At 73.0% G+C, this 15,167-nt stretch carries 12 protein-coding genes and 1 pseudogene; 9 read left to right on the forward strand and 4 right to left on the reverse strand.

The features are described from left to right. Positions 1-46: 46 nt before the first annotated feature. The 4 genes from hisG (at position 47) to EF903_RS15835 (ending at position 4,099) form a co-directional block, all read left to right on the forward strand. Positions 47-895 carry an ATP phosphoribosyltransferase gene (hisG, locus tag EF903_RS15820; protein ID WP_125543872.1) on the forward strand — a complete coding sequence of 283 codons (849 nt, stop codon included), beginning with the start codon at positions 47-49 and terminating at the stop codon, positions 893-895. Positions 896-955: 60 nt separating this feature from the next. Further along, entirely contained in the window at positions 956-1,420 is a 465-nt protein-coding gene (locus tag EF903_RS15825; RefSeq protein WP_125543873.1) for a PH domain-containing protein, read from the forward strand. A 211-nt stretch (positions 1,421-1,631) separates the two neighbouring features. Beyond that, entirely contained in the window at positions 1,632-3,035 is a 1,404-nt protein-coding gene (locus EF903_RS15830; protein WP_125543874.1) for a hemolysin family protein, read from the forward strand. Next, positions 3,032-4,099, forward strand: a complete 1,068-nt coding sequence (locus EF903_RS15835) for a hemolysin family protein (RefSeq protein ID WP_125543875.1) — start codon at positions 3,032-3,034, stop codon at positions 4,097-4,099. Before EF903_RS15830 ends, EF903_RS15835 begins: the two co-directional genes overlap by 4 nt. A 61-nt stretch (positions 4,100-4,160) precedes the next feature. Here EF903_RS15835 and EF903_RS15840 read toward each other — a convergent pair whose 3' ends face one another. Both EF903_RS15840 and EF903_RS15845 read right to left on the reverse strand, forming a co-directional pair. After that, positions 4,161-6,095: an AAA family ATPase gene (locus EF903_RS15840; RefSeq protein WP_125543876.1), complete on the reverse strand. Its 1,935-nt coding sequence runs from the start codon at positions 6,093-6,095 to the stop codon at positions 4,161-4,163. Positions 6,096-6,472: 377 nt separating this feature from the next. After that, on the reverse strand, positions 6,473-7,108 hold the full coding sequence (locus tag EF903_RS15845) for a uridine kinase (protein WP_125543877.1): 636 nt from the start codon (positions 7,106-7,108) through the stop codon (positions 6,473-6,475). A 133-nt stretch (positions 7,109-7,241) separates the two neighbouring features. Here EF903_RS15845 and EF903_RS15850 point away from each other — a divergent pair, with 133 nt between their 5' ends. The 5 genes from EF903_RS15850 (at position 7,242) to EF903_RS15870 (ending at position 13,668) form a co-directional block, all read left to right on the forward strand. Continuing rightward, complete coding sequence (locus EF903_RS15850; RefSeq protein WP_125543878.1) at positions 7,242-8,669, forward strand: peptidase C39 family protein; 1,428 nt, start codon at positions 7,242-7,244, stop codon at positions 8,667-8,669. A 106-nt stretch (positions 8,670-8,775) separates the two neighbouring features. After that, entirely contained in the window at positions 8,776-9,213 is a 438-nt protein-coding gene (locus EF903_RS15855) for an SPW repeat protein (protein ID WP_125543879.1), read from the forward strand. A 166-nt stretch (positions 9,214-9,379) separates the two neighbouring features. Continuing rightward, positions 9,380-9,532, forward strand: a complete 153-nt coding sequence (locus EF903_RS15860) for an SCO1431 family membrane protein (protein WP_125543880.1) — start codon at positions 9,380-9,382, stop codon at positions 9,530-9,532. 273 nt (positions 9,533-9,805) lie between these two features. Continuing rightward, positions 9,806-10,978 carry an acyl-CoA dehydrogenase family protein gene (locus tag EF903_RS15865; protein WP_125543881.1) on the forward strand — a complete coding sequence of 391 codons (1,173 nt, stop codon included), beginning with the start codon at positions 9,806-9,808 and terminating at the stop codon, positions 10,976-10,978. Between the two features lie 185 nt (positions 10,979-11,163). Continuing rightward, positions 11,164-13,668: a DUF6185 family protein gene (locus EF903_RS15870; RefSeq protein ID WP_125543882.1), complete on the forward strand. Its 2,505-nt coding sequence runs from the start codon at positions 11,164-11,166 to the stop codon at positions 13,666-13,668. A 13-nt stretch (positions 13,669-13,681) separates the two neighbouring features. Here the strand turns inward: EF903_RS15870 and EF903_RS15875 are convergent, their stop codons facing one another. Both EF903_RS15875 and EF903_RS15885 read right to left on the reverse strand, forming a co-directional pair. Then, positions 13,682-13,921, reverse strand: coding sequence for a hypothetical protein (locus tag EF903_RS15875; protein WP_125543883.1), 240 nt, complete (start codon positions 13,919-13,921; stop codon positions 13,682-13,684). 611 nt (positions 13,922-14,532) lie between these two features. Then, positions 14,533-14,961: pseudogene (locus EF903_RS15885) on the reverse strand (Lrp/AsnC family transcriptional regulator); the annotation flags it as partial. Positions 14,962-15,167 lie beyond the last annotated feature (206 nt).

The following is a 15,167-nucleotide window of genomic DNA, read 5'->3' on the forward strand; positions in this document are numbered from 1 at the left end:
ACCCCGACCACCCCGCACCCCGCAACCCGCAGAGAAGGAAGCTCCCATGCTGCGCATCGCCGTCCCCAACAAGGGCTCACTCTCCGGAGCGGCGTCGGCGATGCTCCATGAGGCCGGCTACCGCCAGCGCAAGGAGTCCAAGGAACTCGTCGTCGTCGACGCCGACAACGAGGTGGAGTTCTTCTACCTCCGCCCCAAGGACATCGCGATCTACGTCGCCTCCGGCCGCCTCGACATCGGCATCACCGGCCGCGACCTGCTCCTCGACTCCGGTGCCAACGCCGAGGAGATCCTGCCGCTGGGGTTCGGCCGGTCCACCTTCCGCTACGCCACCCGCCCCGGCACGGCCAAGGGCCCCGAGGACTTCCACGGGATGACGATCGCCACCTCCTACGAGGGCATCGTCGCCAAGCACCTCGCCGACCACGGCATCGACGCCTCCGTCGTCCACCTCGACGGCGCCGTCGAGACCGCGATCCAGCTCGGCGTCGCCGAGATCATCGCGGACGTCGTCGAGACCGGCACCAGCCTGCGCAACGCCGGCCTGGAGGTGATCGGCGAGCCGATCATGACCTCCGAGGCCGTCGTCATCCGCCGCAGCGGCGCCGAGACCGACAACCCGCAGGTGCAGCAGTTCCTGCGGCGCCTCCAGGGCGTCCTGGTCGCCCGCAGCTACGTGATGATGGACTACGACTGCCGCGCCGAGCACCTGGAGCGGGCCGTCGCCCTCACCCCCGGCCTGGAGTCCCCCACGGTCTCCCCGCTGCACAACGAGGGCTGGGTCGCCGTCCGCGCCATGGTCCCCGCCAGGGAGGCACAGCGGATCATGGACGACCTGTACGAGCTCGGCGCCCGCGCCATCCTCACCACCTCGATCCACGCCTGCCGCCTGTGACCGCCGCGCGTACGCCGTCGCCCGACCCGCACGCCCCCTGAAGAAGGCACCTTCCGCACCATGGCCGAGTCCGCCGCCCAGCCCGACCTCCCCGCCCTGCCGGTCACGTTCCGGCCGACCCGCACCCGGGTCGTCCTGCTGAGCGTCGGACTCGCCATGTTCGTGACGATCAGCGCGATCGGGCTGATGCTGGACAACCTCGGCCCGGGGGAGCGGATCAGCTTCATCTTCACCGCGGCCCTCTTCGGTTCCGTCCTCGTCCTGCTCAGCCGGCCCAAGGTCGTCGCCGACGAGTCCGGGGTCACCGTCGTGAACCTCACCACCAAGCGCCGCCTGGAATGGGCCGAGATCCTCCGGGTCAACCTGCGCCCCGGCGACGCGTGGGTCTTCCTCGACCTGAGCGACGGCACCAGCCTGCCCGCCCTCGGCATCCAGCCCGGAATCGCCAAGCAGCAGGCGATCGCCGACGCCCGCGCCCTGCGCGCCCTCGCCGAGACCCGGGGCACCGGCGACCACCACCACTGAGCCGGACCGGCGCCGCGCACACTCCGGCCGCTGCGTCCCATTGCGGCGGCGATCCCAATGACTACCCTGGTGCCGGGCACAGCCCTGCGCCCTCCCGCCGGCCCCGGGACCCCCGGGCCCGCGGGCACCTGCGACCAGAGGAGTGACTCCCTCCAGCAATGGACGGATCGTCCTGTAGTACCCGCGCCGCCCTTCCCCCGGAGGCGGCGGCATGACCATCCCGCTCGTCCTGCTCCTGGCGGCCTTCGCCCTGATCCTCGCCAACGGCTTCTTCGTGGCGGCCGAATTCGGCCTCGTCACCGTCGAACGCCCCGAGGCCGAGAAGGCCGCGGCCGAAGGCGACCGCCGTGCCCGCACGGTGGTCCGCGCCCTGCGGGAGCTGTCCTTCCAGCTCTCCGGCACCCAGCTCGGCATCACCATCACCTCGCTCGTCGTCGGCATGCTCGCCGAACCGGCCCTCGCCGCCCTGCTGGCGGGCCCGCTGACCGCCACCGGCCTGCCCGCCGGAGCCGTCTCCGGCATCGCCGTCTTCATCGGCATGCTCCTCGCCTCCGCCGTCCAGATGGTCGTCGGCGAGCTCGTCCCGAAGAACTGGGCGGTCTCCCGGCCGCTCCAGGTGGCCCGCTTCGTCGCCGGCCCGCAGACCCTCTTCTCCGCCGCGTTCCGGCCGGTCATCGCCGGACTGAACGCCGTCGCCAACCGCCTCGTACGGGCCTTCGGCGTCGAACCGGCCGAGGAGATCGCCTCCGCCCGCACCCCGGGCGAGCTGGTCTCCCTCGTCCGCCATTCGGCGCAGGCCGGCGCCCTCGAACAGGACACCGCCGACCTCTTCGTACGGACCCTCTCCCTGGGCGAGCTCACCGCGCAGCACGTCATGACCCCCCGGGTCAGGGTCAGCGCCCTCCAGTACACGGCCACGGCCGCGGACGTCCTCAACCTGACCCGCGCCACCGGCCTGTCCCGCTTCCCCGTCTACCGCGAGCGGATCGACGAGGTCACCGGCGTCGTCCACCTCAAGGACGCCCTCGCCGTGCCCGAAGCCGAGCGCGCCCGCACCGCCGTCGGCCTGATCTGCGTCGCCCCGCTGCTCGTCCCCGGCTCCCTGCCGGTGCAGCCGCTGCTGGAGCGGCTGCGCAGCGAGCAGCCCATGGCCGTCGTCGTCGACGAGTACGGCGGCACGGCCGGCGTCGTCACCCTGGAGGACATCGTGGAGGAGCTCGTGGGCGAGGTCCGCGACGAGCACGACCTCGCCGAGGACGAGATCCCCGAACTGGCCGCCCTCCCCGCCGAGGACGGCCGGCAGGCCTGGGAGGCCGACGGCAGCTGCCGCGTGCAGACCCTGCGCCGCATAGGCCTCGACGTGCCCGACGGCCCGTACGAGACCGTCGCCGGACTCGTGGCCGACCTCCTCGGCCGCATCCCCGCCCCCGGCGACCACGCCGAACTCCCCGGCTGGAAGCTGTCCGTCCGGCAGGTGGCCCGCTACCGGGCCGAACGGGTCCGCCTGGTGCGGGCCGCTCCCGGACCGGTCGGCGGTGACGCCCCGGAGGCCCCGGGCATCCCGGCGGCCGCGGCCGTCCCGGCCGCCGCCGAGCTGGAGGCGGCGGGCCGGTGAACGTCCTCCAACTCCTCTTCGCGCTGCTCCTGGTCCTGGCGAACGGGTTCTTCGTCGGCGCCGAGTTCGCGCTCGTCTCCGTCCGCCGCAGCCAGATCGAACCGCTCGCCGCGGAATCCAAGCGGGCCCGACAGGTCCTCCACGGCCTGGAGAACCTGCCCCGCATGATGGCCGCCGCCCAGTTCGGCATCACCCTCTGCTCGCTCACCCTCGGAGCGGTCGCCGAGCCGACCGTCGCCCGGCTCCTGGAGCCGGTCTTCCAGGCCGTCCGCATTCCGCAGGGCCTCGTCCACCCGCTCGGGTACGCCGTCGCCCTCGCCGCCGTGGTCTTCCTGCACCTCGTCATCGGCGAGATGGTCCCGAAGAACCTCGCGATGGCCGCGCCGGAGAAGACGGCCCTGTGGTTCAGCCCCGGCCTGGTCGCCTTCGCCCGCCTGTGCGGGCCGATCACGACCGCCCTCGGGGCCTGCGCCGCCGTCGTGCTCCGCCTGTTCAAGGTCGAGCCGAAGGACGAGGTCGAAGCCGTCTACACCAGCGCCCAGCTCGGCCGGCTCGTCGAGGACTCCCGGCAGGCCGGGCTCCTGGAGCCGCGGGAGCAGGAGCGCCTGGAGGACGCCCTCGAACTGGGCAGCCGCCCGGTGACCGACGTCCTGCTCGCCCGCGAGCGGCTCGTCACGGTCGGGCCCGGGGCCACGCCCCGGCAGATCGAACGCCTCACCGTGCGCACCGGGTACTCCCGCTTCCCCGTCCGCTCCGAGGGCGGCGCCTTCATGGGCTACGTCCACGTGAAGGACGTCCTCGACCTGGAGGACCGGCAGCGGGCCGTGCCGCAGCGGGTCTGGCGCCGGATGCCGATCCTGTCCTCGACGCTCCCGCTGGACGACGCGCTGAGCGTCATGCGGCGCGACGCCACCCACCTGGCGCAGGTCGCGGATCCCGCGGGGCGGGTGCTGGGGCTGGTGGCCCTGGAGGACGTCCTGGAGATGCTGGTCGGCGAGGTCCGCGACCCCGCCCACCGCATCCCGTCCCGCCGCCGGGCCCCCGCGGCGGCCCTCACCCCCTGACGGCCGGCCGCCCCGGGACCGCCGCGGTCCCGGGGCGGCGCCGCGTCCGGGCGGTCCGCGGTCAGAGCGGCGGGGGGTCCTGGTGCGGGCCGCGGCCCGAGAGGACCTCCCCGTACGCCTGCATCAGGTCCGGCAGCCGCAGCGTCGCCAGGTCCTCCCGGGACGGCTCCCCGGCGAAGCCCGCCAGCCGCAGGTCCCGGTATGCGCAGCTCTTCTCGTACAGGGTGCGCAGGAACCGCCCGTTCCCGAGCTCGTCGATCCAGCCCTGCTCCACGACGTGCCCGCTGATGCTGCGCAGCTCCTCCAGCGCCTCACCGTCCCAGCAGTCGCCGTTCGCCTCGGCGAGGACCCCGCCGATCGCCGTCAGTTCGGCCGGCCGGTAGCTCGGGAAGTCCACCCGCGTCGTGAACCGCGACGACAGCCCCGGATTCGCGGACAGCAGCCGGTCCATCCCGGCCGGGTAGCCGGCGAGGATCACCACGAGGTGGTCCCGGTTGTCCTCCGCCCGCTTCAGCAGCACCTGCAGTGCCTCGTCGCCGTACGCGTCGCCCTTGCTGTAGCCGGAGTTGGACAGGCTGTACGCCTCGTCCACGAAGAGCACCCCGCCGATCGCGGAATCGATCAGCTCGTTGGCCTTGACCGCGGTCTGTCCGAGGAACTCGCCCACGAGGTCGGCCCGTTGGGCCTCGACGAGGTGGTCGCCGCCGAGCAGGCCCAGCGCGTAGAACACCCGGCCGAGGATCCGCGCCACGGTCGTCTTGCCCGTCCCGGAGGGCCCGGAGAAGACGAAGTGCCGTTTCGGGGGCTGGACGGGAAGCCCCTGGCCGGCCCGCAGCCGGGCCATGTGCAGTTGCGCCGAAAGGGCTTTGACCTGCCGTTTCACGGGCTCCAGGCCGACCATGCGCTCCAGCTCGGCGAGGGCTTGCGCGAGCAGCTCCGGATCGGCCGGCCCGGGCGGCGGGCCGCCCGCGGGTCCCTGCGCCGGCAGGACGGACTTGCGCCGTACGCCCGGCGGCCGCCCCGGTACGGGGCCCCCGTAGCGCGGTTCCGGCGGGTCCGCTGCCGACAGCGGGTCCAGGGGATCGGCCGGGCCGTCCGCGACGAGCCCGACGTCCTGGGCGGGGCCGCCGCCGAGGACGACCGCCGCGTAGTCGCCGCCGCCCGGGGCGGCCCCGAGCCCGCCGTACGCCTCGCATCCCGCGCCCGCGTAACCGGCGTACCCGTCGTAGTCCTCGCTGTCCTCGATCGCCGTCAGCCGCGCCGCGGTGTCCATGAACGCCGGGTCGACGCGGTGCACCGCCCGGTACAGGGGCAGCGCCGCCGCGCTGCGGCCGGTCCCCTCGTGCGCCCGCGCCAGCCAGTACCGCAGCTCCTTGCGCTGCGGCTGCTCGCTGCGGCAGCGCATCAGCGCCGCGGCCAGCATCGGCTCGGCCTGCCCGTACATCTCCAGCCGGACCCGGGCCATACCGCCGAACAGGCCCGCCTCGATCCCGAGGAGCGGATCGTCGACGAGCGGCTCGGTGTGCCGGACGAGCTGCTCCCAGTCCTTGACCAGGTACGCGCGGCAGGCGTGCAGGAACCGCACCTGCGGATCGGCGTCCACGGGCGGGAGGGCCGCCAGCGCCTGGTCGAGCTCCGGCACGTGCCGGCCGTCCAGCCAGTGCGAGGCGTGGGCCAGCAGCAGGTCCCGGCGGCTCTCCAGCACGGGCTGCACCCACCAGCCGAGCCAGTACCAGGAGTTGAGGGTCCGCCGGTGCCGGGCCCGCTGCTCGCCGAAGCGCTCGCGGTGGGTGTACATGCGCAATAACGCGTTCGTGGTGTCCACGCGCAGCGCGTGCAGGCCCAGCCAGGCGTCGGCCATCGCGGGGTCGAGCCGGACGGCCGTGCGGAACTCCTCCTCGGCCTGCGGATAGGCGCCCATGGTGCAGGCGTCGACCCCGCGCAGCCAGGCGAGTTCGGCCGGGGCGTGCGCGCTGCCCGGCATGCCGAAATCCATCACATCCCCCACAAGCCTGCCCCCGTGGTGCCCAGCAACCCCCGCACTGCACAAGCCGGTTGTCCGCTGCGCCGATGAAATCAGGGCTGCATCGTACCTGCGGCGACGCACCTTCCGTAGGGTGCCGCGACGACGGCCCGCCGGGGGGCGTGCACCGGACGGGGTGACTCAGGGTGAGGTTTTCGCGGTGGTACGGGGCCGCGGCCGGGACCGGAGGGGTGCCCGGGGCAGAACGAAGCCCCCGATCACGGGGGAACAATCGGGGGCTTCGCGTCCGCTGCGGCCTGGAAAGACCGCGCATTCAGAACGTAAGGCCGCTCCGGGGGCCAGGTCAAGCGGGTCGGGGGAGGGCCCCGCGGGCCGTTTTCGCGGGGCGCTCAGGCCTGGGGGAATCCGTCACCTTCGGTGACGGAACCGGTCCCTCCAGCGGTCGCACCCGTCCCGGAAGACCACTCGTATCCCGTACCACTCTGGCGTACCAGGATGTCCGCGAAGGGGCGCGAAGGGTCATCCGAGAAGTGCGCGAGCTCCGCGCGCTCCCACCCGTCCCAGAAGTCGGAGAGCCCGCTCCCGTCCCGGGCGCGCCCGCGCCCCCACGACTCGGCGCGCGGGGTCTCCATCCACAGCAGCCGCGCCAGATGCGGCCGCAGCGCGCGCCTGCCCGCGCCCACCCCCTCCACCAGCAGCACGGGGACCGGCTCCAGCACCCGCTCGGGGCCGAACCGGCGCTCCGCCCAGTCGTACGGGGTCCAGCGGGCGGGCCGGCCCGCGGCGAGCGGCTCCAGCACCTGGGCGCGCAGCCGGTCGGGCCAGGCGAAGGGCTCCCGGTGCGTGGCGACGTCGTCCAGGTGGAGCACCGGCGGGCCCCCCAGCGCCTCGGCGAGCCGCCCGGCGAACGTGCTCTTGCCGGAGCCGGCATGCCCGTCGATGCCGATCAGGCGGACCGGTCCGAGGGAGGGCGGCAGCGCCCGGATCTCCCGGGCGAGCGGCGCGAGGGGCTGCTGTGACTCCACCCGGCCAGCCTACGGCCGGGCCCGGCGGCCGGGTCTTCCTCCCCGACACGGCGCCCGGCATCGACGTCCGGCAGCGGGGAACTGCAAGGGTGGAGGACCGTTTCCGCCGTACCGAACCCAGGGGGAGTCCGCGATGACCGCACCCACACCACGCAGGGCCCTGCTGGCCGTCGCCCTCGCGGCGGCCGCCGCGGCGACCGTGCCCGTCGGCAGGGCGCAGGCCGCGGCCGCGGCCCCGCAGCCGGAGGGTCCTGCGGGCCCCGCCGGAGCACCCGGCGCCGGCGCCGGCGGCGCCCCCGCGGCCGCGGCGGCGGCGGCCGGCCGGAACGTCGACAACCGGTTCTGGTTCTCCCGCGGCCACTGGCGCGCAGGCACCCACCGGGGCACCACGGCCCTGCCCGCCCCCCGCGCGGGCCTGGCCTTCGACGTCCCGGCCGGCCGCACCGAGTACGCGGACCCGCACACCGGCCGCACGGCCTCCTGGGACCACGCCGTCTGGACCTCGCCCGTCCACCGCACCGCCGTCCCGGCGACCGAGGTCGTCGCCTCCTGGAACGCCCACACCCCGGCCGGCACCTGGATCCGGATCGAGCTGCGCGCCACGTACGGGGACGGCGGCACCAGCCCCTGGTACGTGATGGGCCGCTGGGCCTCCCGGGACGAAGACATCCGCCGCACCTCCGTGGACGGGCAGACCGACGGCCGGTCCACGGTGTGGACCGACACCCTCGCCGTCGACGCGCCGGCGCGCGCCGCGGGCCTGCGCATCACGGCCTGGCAGCTGCGCCTGACCCTGTACCGCAAGCCCGGCTCGGGGCGCGGCCCGAGCGTCGTGCTCGCCGGGGCGATGGCCTCCGACGTGCCCGACCGCTTCACCGTGCCGGCGTCGGCCCCGTCGGGGGAGGCGGTGGAGCTGGCCGTCCCGCGCTACTCGCAGGAGGTCCACACCGGCCGCTATCCGGAGTACGACAACGGCGGCGAGGCGTGGTGCAGCCCGACCTCCTCGCAGATGGTCGTGGAGTTCTGGGGCAAGCGGCCCGCCCCCGCGGACCTCGCCTGGGTCGACCCGTCGTACAGCGACCCGCAGGTCTGCCACGCGGCCCGCTCCACCTACGACCACGCCTACAAGGGCTGCGGCAACTGGCCCTTCAACGCCGCGTACGCCGCCTCGTACGGCGGGATCGCGGCGGTGGTCACCCGCCTGTCCTCGCTCGGCGACCTGGAGACGCTGCTCCGCGCGGGCATCCCGGTGATCACGTCGCAGTCCTTCCGCGCGGACGAGCTGACCGGCGCCGGCTACGGCACGGCCGGGCACCTGATGACGATCGTCGGCCTGACCGCGTCCGGGGACGTCGTCGCCAACGACCCGCACTCCCCGGACAACCCCTCGGTCCGCAGGGTGTACCGCCGCCGGGAATGGGAGAACGCATGGCTGCGGACCCAGCGGTACAACGCGGCCGGCAAGGCCGTCTCCGCGCCCGGCGGCGTCTGCTACCTGTTCGCGCCGACCGGCCCGACCCCGGCGCAGGTCGCGGCCCTGCGCGAGGTCGGGGTGCTGTGACCGGGTTGTGACCCGCGGTGGGAAAGCGGCCGTTGACCTGGAGAAAGGACAAGCGCACCATGAGGGAATAAAGGGCGCATAAGTCTTCTACAGGAGGCGGCCCACCATGACCACCCACAGCATCGAACACCATCCCGACCTCGCCGAGATGCGCTCCCGGTTCGAGCGGGTCACCAGCACCCCGGCCGCCCAGGCCGTCGAGGCGCTGGCCCTCATCACCGGCCTCTACCTGGCGGCCTCGCCGTGGATAGCCGGATTCAGCGTGCTCACCGCCCTCGCGGTGAACAACCTGATCGCCGGCCTGGCGTACTGCCTGTGCATGAGCGGACTCGGATCGGCGTACGAGCGCACCCATGCCATGGCGTGGACGGCGGTCGCGATCGGCGCCTGGACGATCGTGGCCCCGTGGGTCATCGCCGGCGAGAACGACACCACCCGCAGCGTGGTCAGCAACGTCATCACCGGCTGCGTCGCCCTGCTCCTCGCCCTCGCCATGAGCGCCATGGCGGGCCGCGAACGCGCACCGCGCGCCCGGGGCCGCTGACCGGCGCCCGACCGGCCGCGCCGCCCGCCGCCGCCCCCGTCGGCCCGCACCGGCCGGCGGGGGCGGCGTGCCGCCGGGCGCCGACCGCGGCCCTGCGGCGTGATACGCGCCACCCCTGTCGCTCCGCCCTACCGCGAAAGCCGCAAACGCTGGCACATTGGACGGCATGACCGCACACAGCGCCGCCCCCCACGCCCCCGCCCGGAACCTCACCCGCACCGGCGGGCCCAAGGACGACTCCTCCTGGCTGGAGCACGTCCTCGGCTGGACCCTCGTGGTGGTCGTCGCGATGTTCGTCACCCAGCTCGGCCTCATCTGAGACCCCCGGCCCGCCCCGCCGCTCCGGCTCCCGAGGGGTTCGTCCCGGAGTGTCCCCGGCTGCCGCTCCCCTCGGGCAGCCGTTCGGAAATCGTGATGATCTTGCCCCGGTGACGGGACGCCCCCGATCGGGCATACTCACACCGCCGCAGCCGCTGAGCTGCCCATTCCGTGATCCGGAGGGCACCATCGGCTGTGAGAGCACCGATACCCGGCGGCGCGTCCCACACCTCACGCGTCGCCGCCGTGCCCGACGAGGGAGGAGAGCGCCGCCATGAACGACCGCGCCCCGCAGCCGGTGGACCGTCAGCTGCCCACCGAGGAGTCCCGGGACCTCCTCGCGCTCGTACGAGAGATCGCCCAGCGGGAGATCCGCCCGCAGGCCGCCGAGCAGGAGGAGGCAGGGCACTTCCCGCGCGACGTCTTCTCCCTGCTCTCCGAGTCCGGCCTGCTGGGCCTGCCCTACGACGGCGAGTTCGGCGGCGGCGACCAGCCCTACGAGGTCTACCTCCAGGTCCTGGAGGAGCTGGCCGCGGCCCGCCTGACCGTCGGCCTCGGCGTCAGCGTGCACTCCCTCGCCTGCCACGGCCTCGCCGGCTACGGCACCAAGGAGCAGAAGGCCGCGCACCTGCCCGCCATGCTCGGCGGCGGCCTGCTCGGCGCGTACTGCCTCTCCGAGCCCTCCTCCGGCTCCGACGCCGCCTCCCTGGGCACCAAGGCCGTCCGCGACGGCGACGACTGGGTCATCAACGGCACCAAGGCGTGGATCACCCACGGCGGCATCGCCGACTTCTACACCGTCCTCGCCCGCACCGGCGGCGAGGGCCCCAAGGGCATCACCGCCTTCCTCGTCCCCGGCGACGCCGAAGGCCTCTCCGCGGCCGCCCCCGAGAAGAAGATGGGCATGAAGGGCTCGCCCACCGCCCAGCTCCACTTCGACGGCGTCCGCGTCCCCGACGCCCGTCGCATCGGCGAGGAGGGCCAGGGCTTCACCATCGCCCTCGCCGCCCTCGACGCCGGCCGCCTCGGCATCGCCGCCTGCGCCATAGGCGTCGCCCAGGCCGCCCTCGACGAGTCCCTCGCGTACGCGCTCGGCCGCAAGCAGTTCAACCGCCCCATCGCCGACTTCCAGGGCCTCCGCTTCATGCTCGCCGACATGGCGACCAAGATCGAGGCGGGCCGCTCCCTGTACCTGGCCGCGGCGCGGCTGCGCGACGCGGGCAAGCCGTTCTCCCGGCAGGCCGCCATGGCCAAGCTGTTCTGCACCGACGCCGCCATGGCCGTCACCACCGACGCCGTCCAGATCCTCGGCGGCTACGGCTACACCGCCGACTTCCCGGCGGAGCGCCTGATGCGCGAGGCGAAGGTCCTCCAGATCGTCGAGGGCACGAACCAGATCCAGCGCGTGGTCATCGCCCGCCACCTGGCCGGCCCCGAATCCCGCTGACCCCAGCAGTCCCCTGCCGAACCGGCCGTCCGGCCCGCGGCAGGGGGCCTGCCGGTTCGGCGCCGCCCGCCGAACCGAGGCATCGCCCCGCCGGGTGAACCGTCCTCGGCTGCCGGAGTGGACCCGCCTCCCCAGTGCCGCGTCGGGGGGCGCCACCCGGCCCCGGCGGGGAAGATCCTGACGGGGTGACCCAGCTAAGGCGCTCCGCGCTGATCCTGCTGCACGTCCTCCTCTTTTCCCTGTCTGCCTCCGTCGCGGCCGCGCTACCGGCCCTCGCCGATCCGCCCGCACGCGTGAAATCCTGCCGCCCCGACCAGCTGAAGGGCGCGGCGATCAAAGCCGGTGCGGAATTCAGGCACCGCGGCCAGATGCAGAGCACGCTCCGCAGCACCATGGACCTCACCGTTCCGGCCGACTGGGAGCACGCCTCCGACCTACTCCTCGATCCCCACTCACCGGGCCACCGCTTCGCGCTGCGGTGTCTGGTGGGAATCACCCCCACCGAGGACAACCCTACAGCTCTCGATTACGACGCCTGGCGCCTGAAGCCGCTCGTCGTGACAGCCTCCGAGCAGCACGTGACGGTGCACTACGAGGCCGTTACGTGGATCACCGCACTGGTGACGTACCAAGCCGGCCCGTGGGTCCTGGAGCCGAATGGCGGTGAATGGCTCGTCGGCCTGCGACCGTCCCCGAACATCGCGGGGGCTCGATGGGAAGAGGTGTACCTGCGACTCGGCGGCCCGGGGGCGCTCTCGGCGAGTCCGCCTCCCGAGTTCGGAGAGGGTGGAACGGTCCTCACCTGGCGCGGCGAGCAACCGGCACCGGCAGTGAAAGTCGCGTTCCACCCCCCGGCGGCCCAGTTCTGGAACGCGCTCACCAATTCGCTGGACCAAGCGTGGGCGGTCTGGGGCTGGTGGGGGGTATCCGGTGCCTTCTGGTGCATCGCGACGGCGGTGCTGCTGCTCTTGGTCGCCAAGCGGCTACGGCAGGGACTCAAGGGAAAACCCCTGCCGCAGGAGGAGTACGCGCTGCGGGTTCTGCGCTCCTGGGCCTTCCTGATGCTTGGCTTCGGTCTGCTCGTGTACCTGGGTGACGATGCCTACAAGCTCGTCGGGCGGCTCCTGGCACTCGAAGGCGACTACACGCAGGCCGTGGAACTCGTCACCCTGGTTCTGCTCGGACTCGTCCTCTGCGTGTTCGGCGGGCTGGCGAAGCAGGCCCTCGTCGCCGTGGGCGTCTTCTCCGGGTTGCTGGTAGCCCTGTCCGTAGCCTCCGAATACTTCGATTTTCCCGTCCTGCCCACGACTGACGTGGAGGTACCCGGCGAGTTCTACTGGGTGGTGAGCGTGCTCTACATGGCCGGGATCGCGGTGTGCTGCCTCGGACTGATCGCGAGCGGTGAGAAGCTCCTGCTGGCAGGGGACAGACGCCTGCCACTCTGGATCATGGTGTCCCTCGCCGCGGCCGCGGCGCTGATGACGACGCTGTGGGCGTATGTGGCGCTCAACCGCTCCTGGGAACGCGTGAGTTGGCTCACCGAGCCGGGCAGCCGGCAACAGGCGGACGCTTGGGCGAGCTGGTTCGACTCTGCATGGTGGTGGCTTCCGGGCAACGCTCTGGACGCCCTGCTCGGCAGCACATCCGTCCTCGCACCCCTGGCCCTGGTGGGTGCACTTCGTGTCTGCCGCTCGGAAGAGTTCGATGCGGCCGCCTTCACCCCCAACCAGTCGGAAAAGTTTCTTCTGGTCTCCCTCTTCGGTATCGCCACGGCTTCCGGCGCCTGGTATTTCGGATTCTCGGGATACCTGTTGCAGCTGCTTCTGGCCATGGTGGCCGCCTGGGGAGTCGTGGCCCTCGGCTCCCGCCTCTCCGTCCTGGGAAAGCTTTCCGTGGGCGACGCACCGCTGGGCAGTGTCATCATCCGGACCGAGAGGTCGAATGTGCTGCGCCTGGCCCGCCACTTCCGCGATCTGCAGTCACGGCTGCACCGACTCAGTATCGACAGCGCGGTCGATCGATCCGCTGCACAGGAGGCGGTCGAGGCCGAGATCGACCGACTCGACCGTGCGCTCCCGGACGGTGTCAGACCGGCGGACCTTCCTTTCGCCTGCGGGCCCATGGCCACATGGTGGGAGAACGCCTGCCGGGGTGCCGTTGTCGCCTTCTTCGTCGGTCTCCCCGCCACGGGCCTCATGTACTGGCTGGAAACAGTCAGAGACGATTCCTGGGTGTTCAACACCGAGAACGAAGTCGGGTTCCTCTACATCCTCTCGGACATTCTCTCGTGGCACGTCACCTGGGTGGTGGGAGGCTTCTTCCTGGGCGCGCTGTGGCGCTCCCTGCCCGGACGGCACGGGCCTACCAAGGCCTGCTGGGTCGCTGCGGCCTTCGCGGTTCCCGTCATCGTCGACCACCTCATCGTCCGGGCGATCGGGCAGGGCGACGTGATGATCGTCGGGATCATCGCGACGTTCGCCTCCGTCGTCACGCTGACCGGCTTCGCCATGGACGTGCAGACGTTCCAGGGCGAACGCCGCTACTGGGCGAGCAACGCCAACCTCGTGGCGTACGTCTACCAGATGCGCATCGCCTCGGTGGCCTTCTTCCTGGCACAGATCGTCGCGCTCGCCACGATCTGGAAGGCCTTCAAGGACGGAGGCCCCTCCGGCCCGACGCCCGGCCCGTAGGCCCGGGTCACGCTCACGGCTCGAAAAGGGGCCCCGACGGCCAGATCGGGGAGGCCGCGACGCGGGTCCACTCCGGGTCGGGGCGGCCCGGGAGGGTGCGGCCGTCCGCCGTCCAGTGGTCCATCAGGGCCCGGTAGATCGGCGGGTCGGGCGGCGGCTGCTGCCGCTGCTGGCGAACCGATTCTTCGAAGCGGTGGAGGACCGCGTGCCGCCGCCGGCCCGATCTCGGCGCGGAGGTGTCGAGTGCGCTCATACGCAAACCAACGCGCCGCCGTTGTGCGGGTAATCGGACGCGGCGTCCGGGGATCCGTTCGAGGGGTCCCCGGCCGCGGGCGCCCGGCCGGTCGTCACCGGCGAGACCCGGCGGCCCGGGTGCCGCAGCGCCCCGGGCCGCCGGGGTCAAGCCGCCTGGGCGTGCCCGCTGCGCTGGGGCAGCACCGGCGCAGCCGGACGCACCGGCCGCGACCCCGGGCCGCCGACGTGCGAGAAGGGCTGCGTACGCCAGTCCAGGCCCTGCGGCAGGGCCAGCATGACGACTTCCAGCTCCGGGGACTCCTCCGCCCCCGCGCCCGCCGCCGGGAGCGCCTCGCCGACCGGGCGGCCCGTGCCCGCGCAGACCGTGAGCCCGAACGGGTTCCACGGCGTCAGGCACAGGGCGTGCTCCGGCAGGTGCTCCTCGTCCGCGACGAGGGCGATCGACTGGCCGCAGTCGGGGCAGACCGCGTGGCGGACCTCGAAGCCCTCGGCGTCCTCGAACCCCTCGCCGTCGTCGGCGAAACCGGGACCGCCGGGATCGAGGGGCTCCGGCTCGGTGCGGCCGGCGCGCTTGGTGTTCTGCATGGATGTACTCCCCCTTGGGTGGGCCGGGCGGGCTTCGTAGGGGGTGGAGAGGACGACCGTGGTGCGGGTCGAGACGTGGGCGAGGGCCCGGAGGCGGCCGAGGAGGTCCTCGAGTTCGAGGGGGGTGGCGACCCGGACCTTGAGGATGTAGTTCTCGTCGCCGGCGACGCTGTGGCAGGCCTCGATCTCCGGTACGCCCGCGAGGCGCTCGGCGATGTCGTCGGGGGCGCTCGGGTCGAACGGCTTCACCGAGATGAAGGCCGTGAGGGGCAGCCCGACGGCCTCGGGGTCGACGACCGCCGCGTAGCCGCGGATGACCCCGCGCTGCTCCAGGCGGCGTACCCGCTGGTGGACCGCGGACGTGGACAGGCCGGTGGCCTTGCCGAGGTCCGTGTAGCTCATCCGACCGTCCCGCACCAGCAGATCCACGATCTGGCGGTCCAGCTCCTCCATTGCGCTCATAGCCGTTCAACCTACGGCCCGAGGGGGTCCCCGGCACAGTGCTGTCCGCCCACAAGTGGCACCTGCGGCGGGCATGTGACCAAAGCCACAAGGGTATGCCCTACTGCGGCGGGTTGCCGTGGTTACTCGTGCCGTGCGGCGGGAAGTGCTCCGTGTGGCCGAGGCCGAAGAACATCGCCCGCCGCAGGTGCCACTTG

It is taken from the genome of Streptomyces sp. WAC05292, assembly GCF_003949955.1.
GTDB lineage: Bacteria > Actinomycetota > Actinomycetes > Streptomycetales > Streptomycetaceae > Streptomyces > Streptomyces globosus.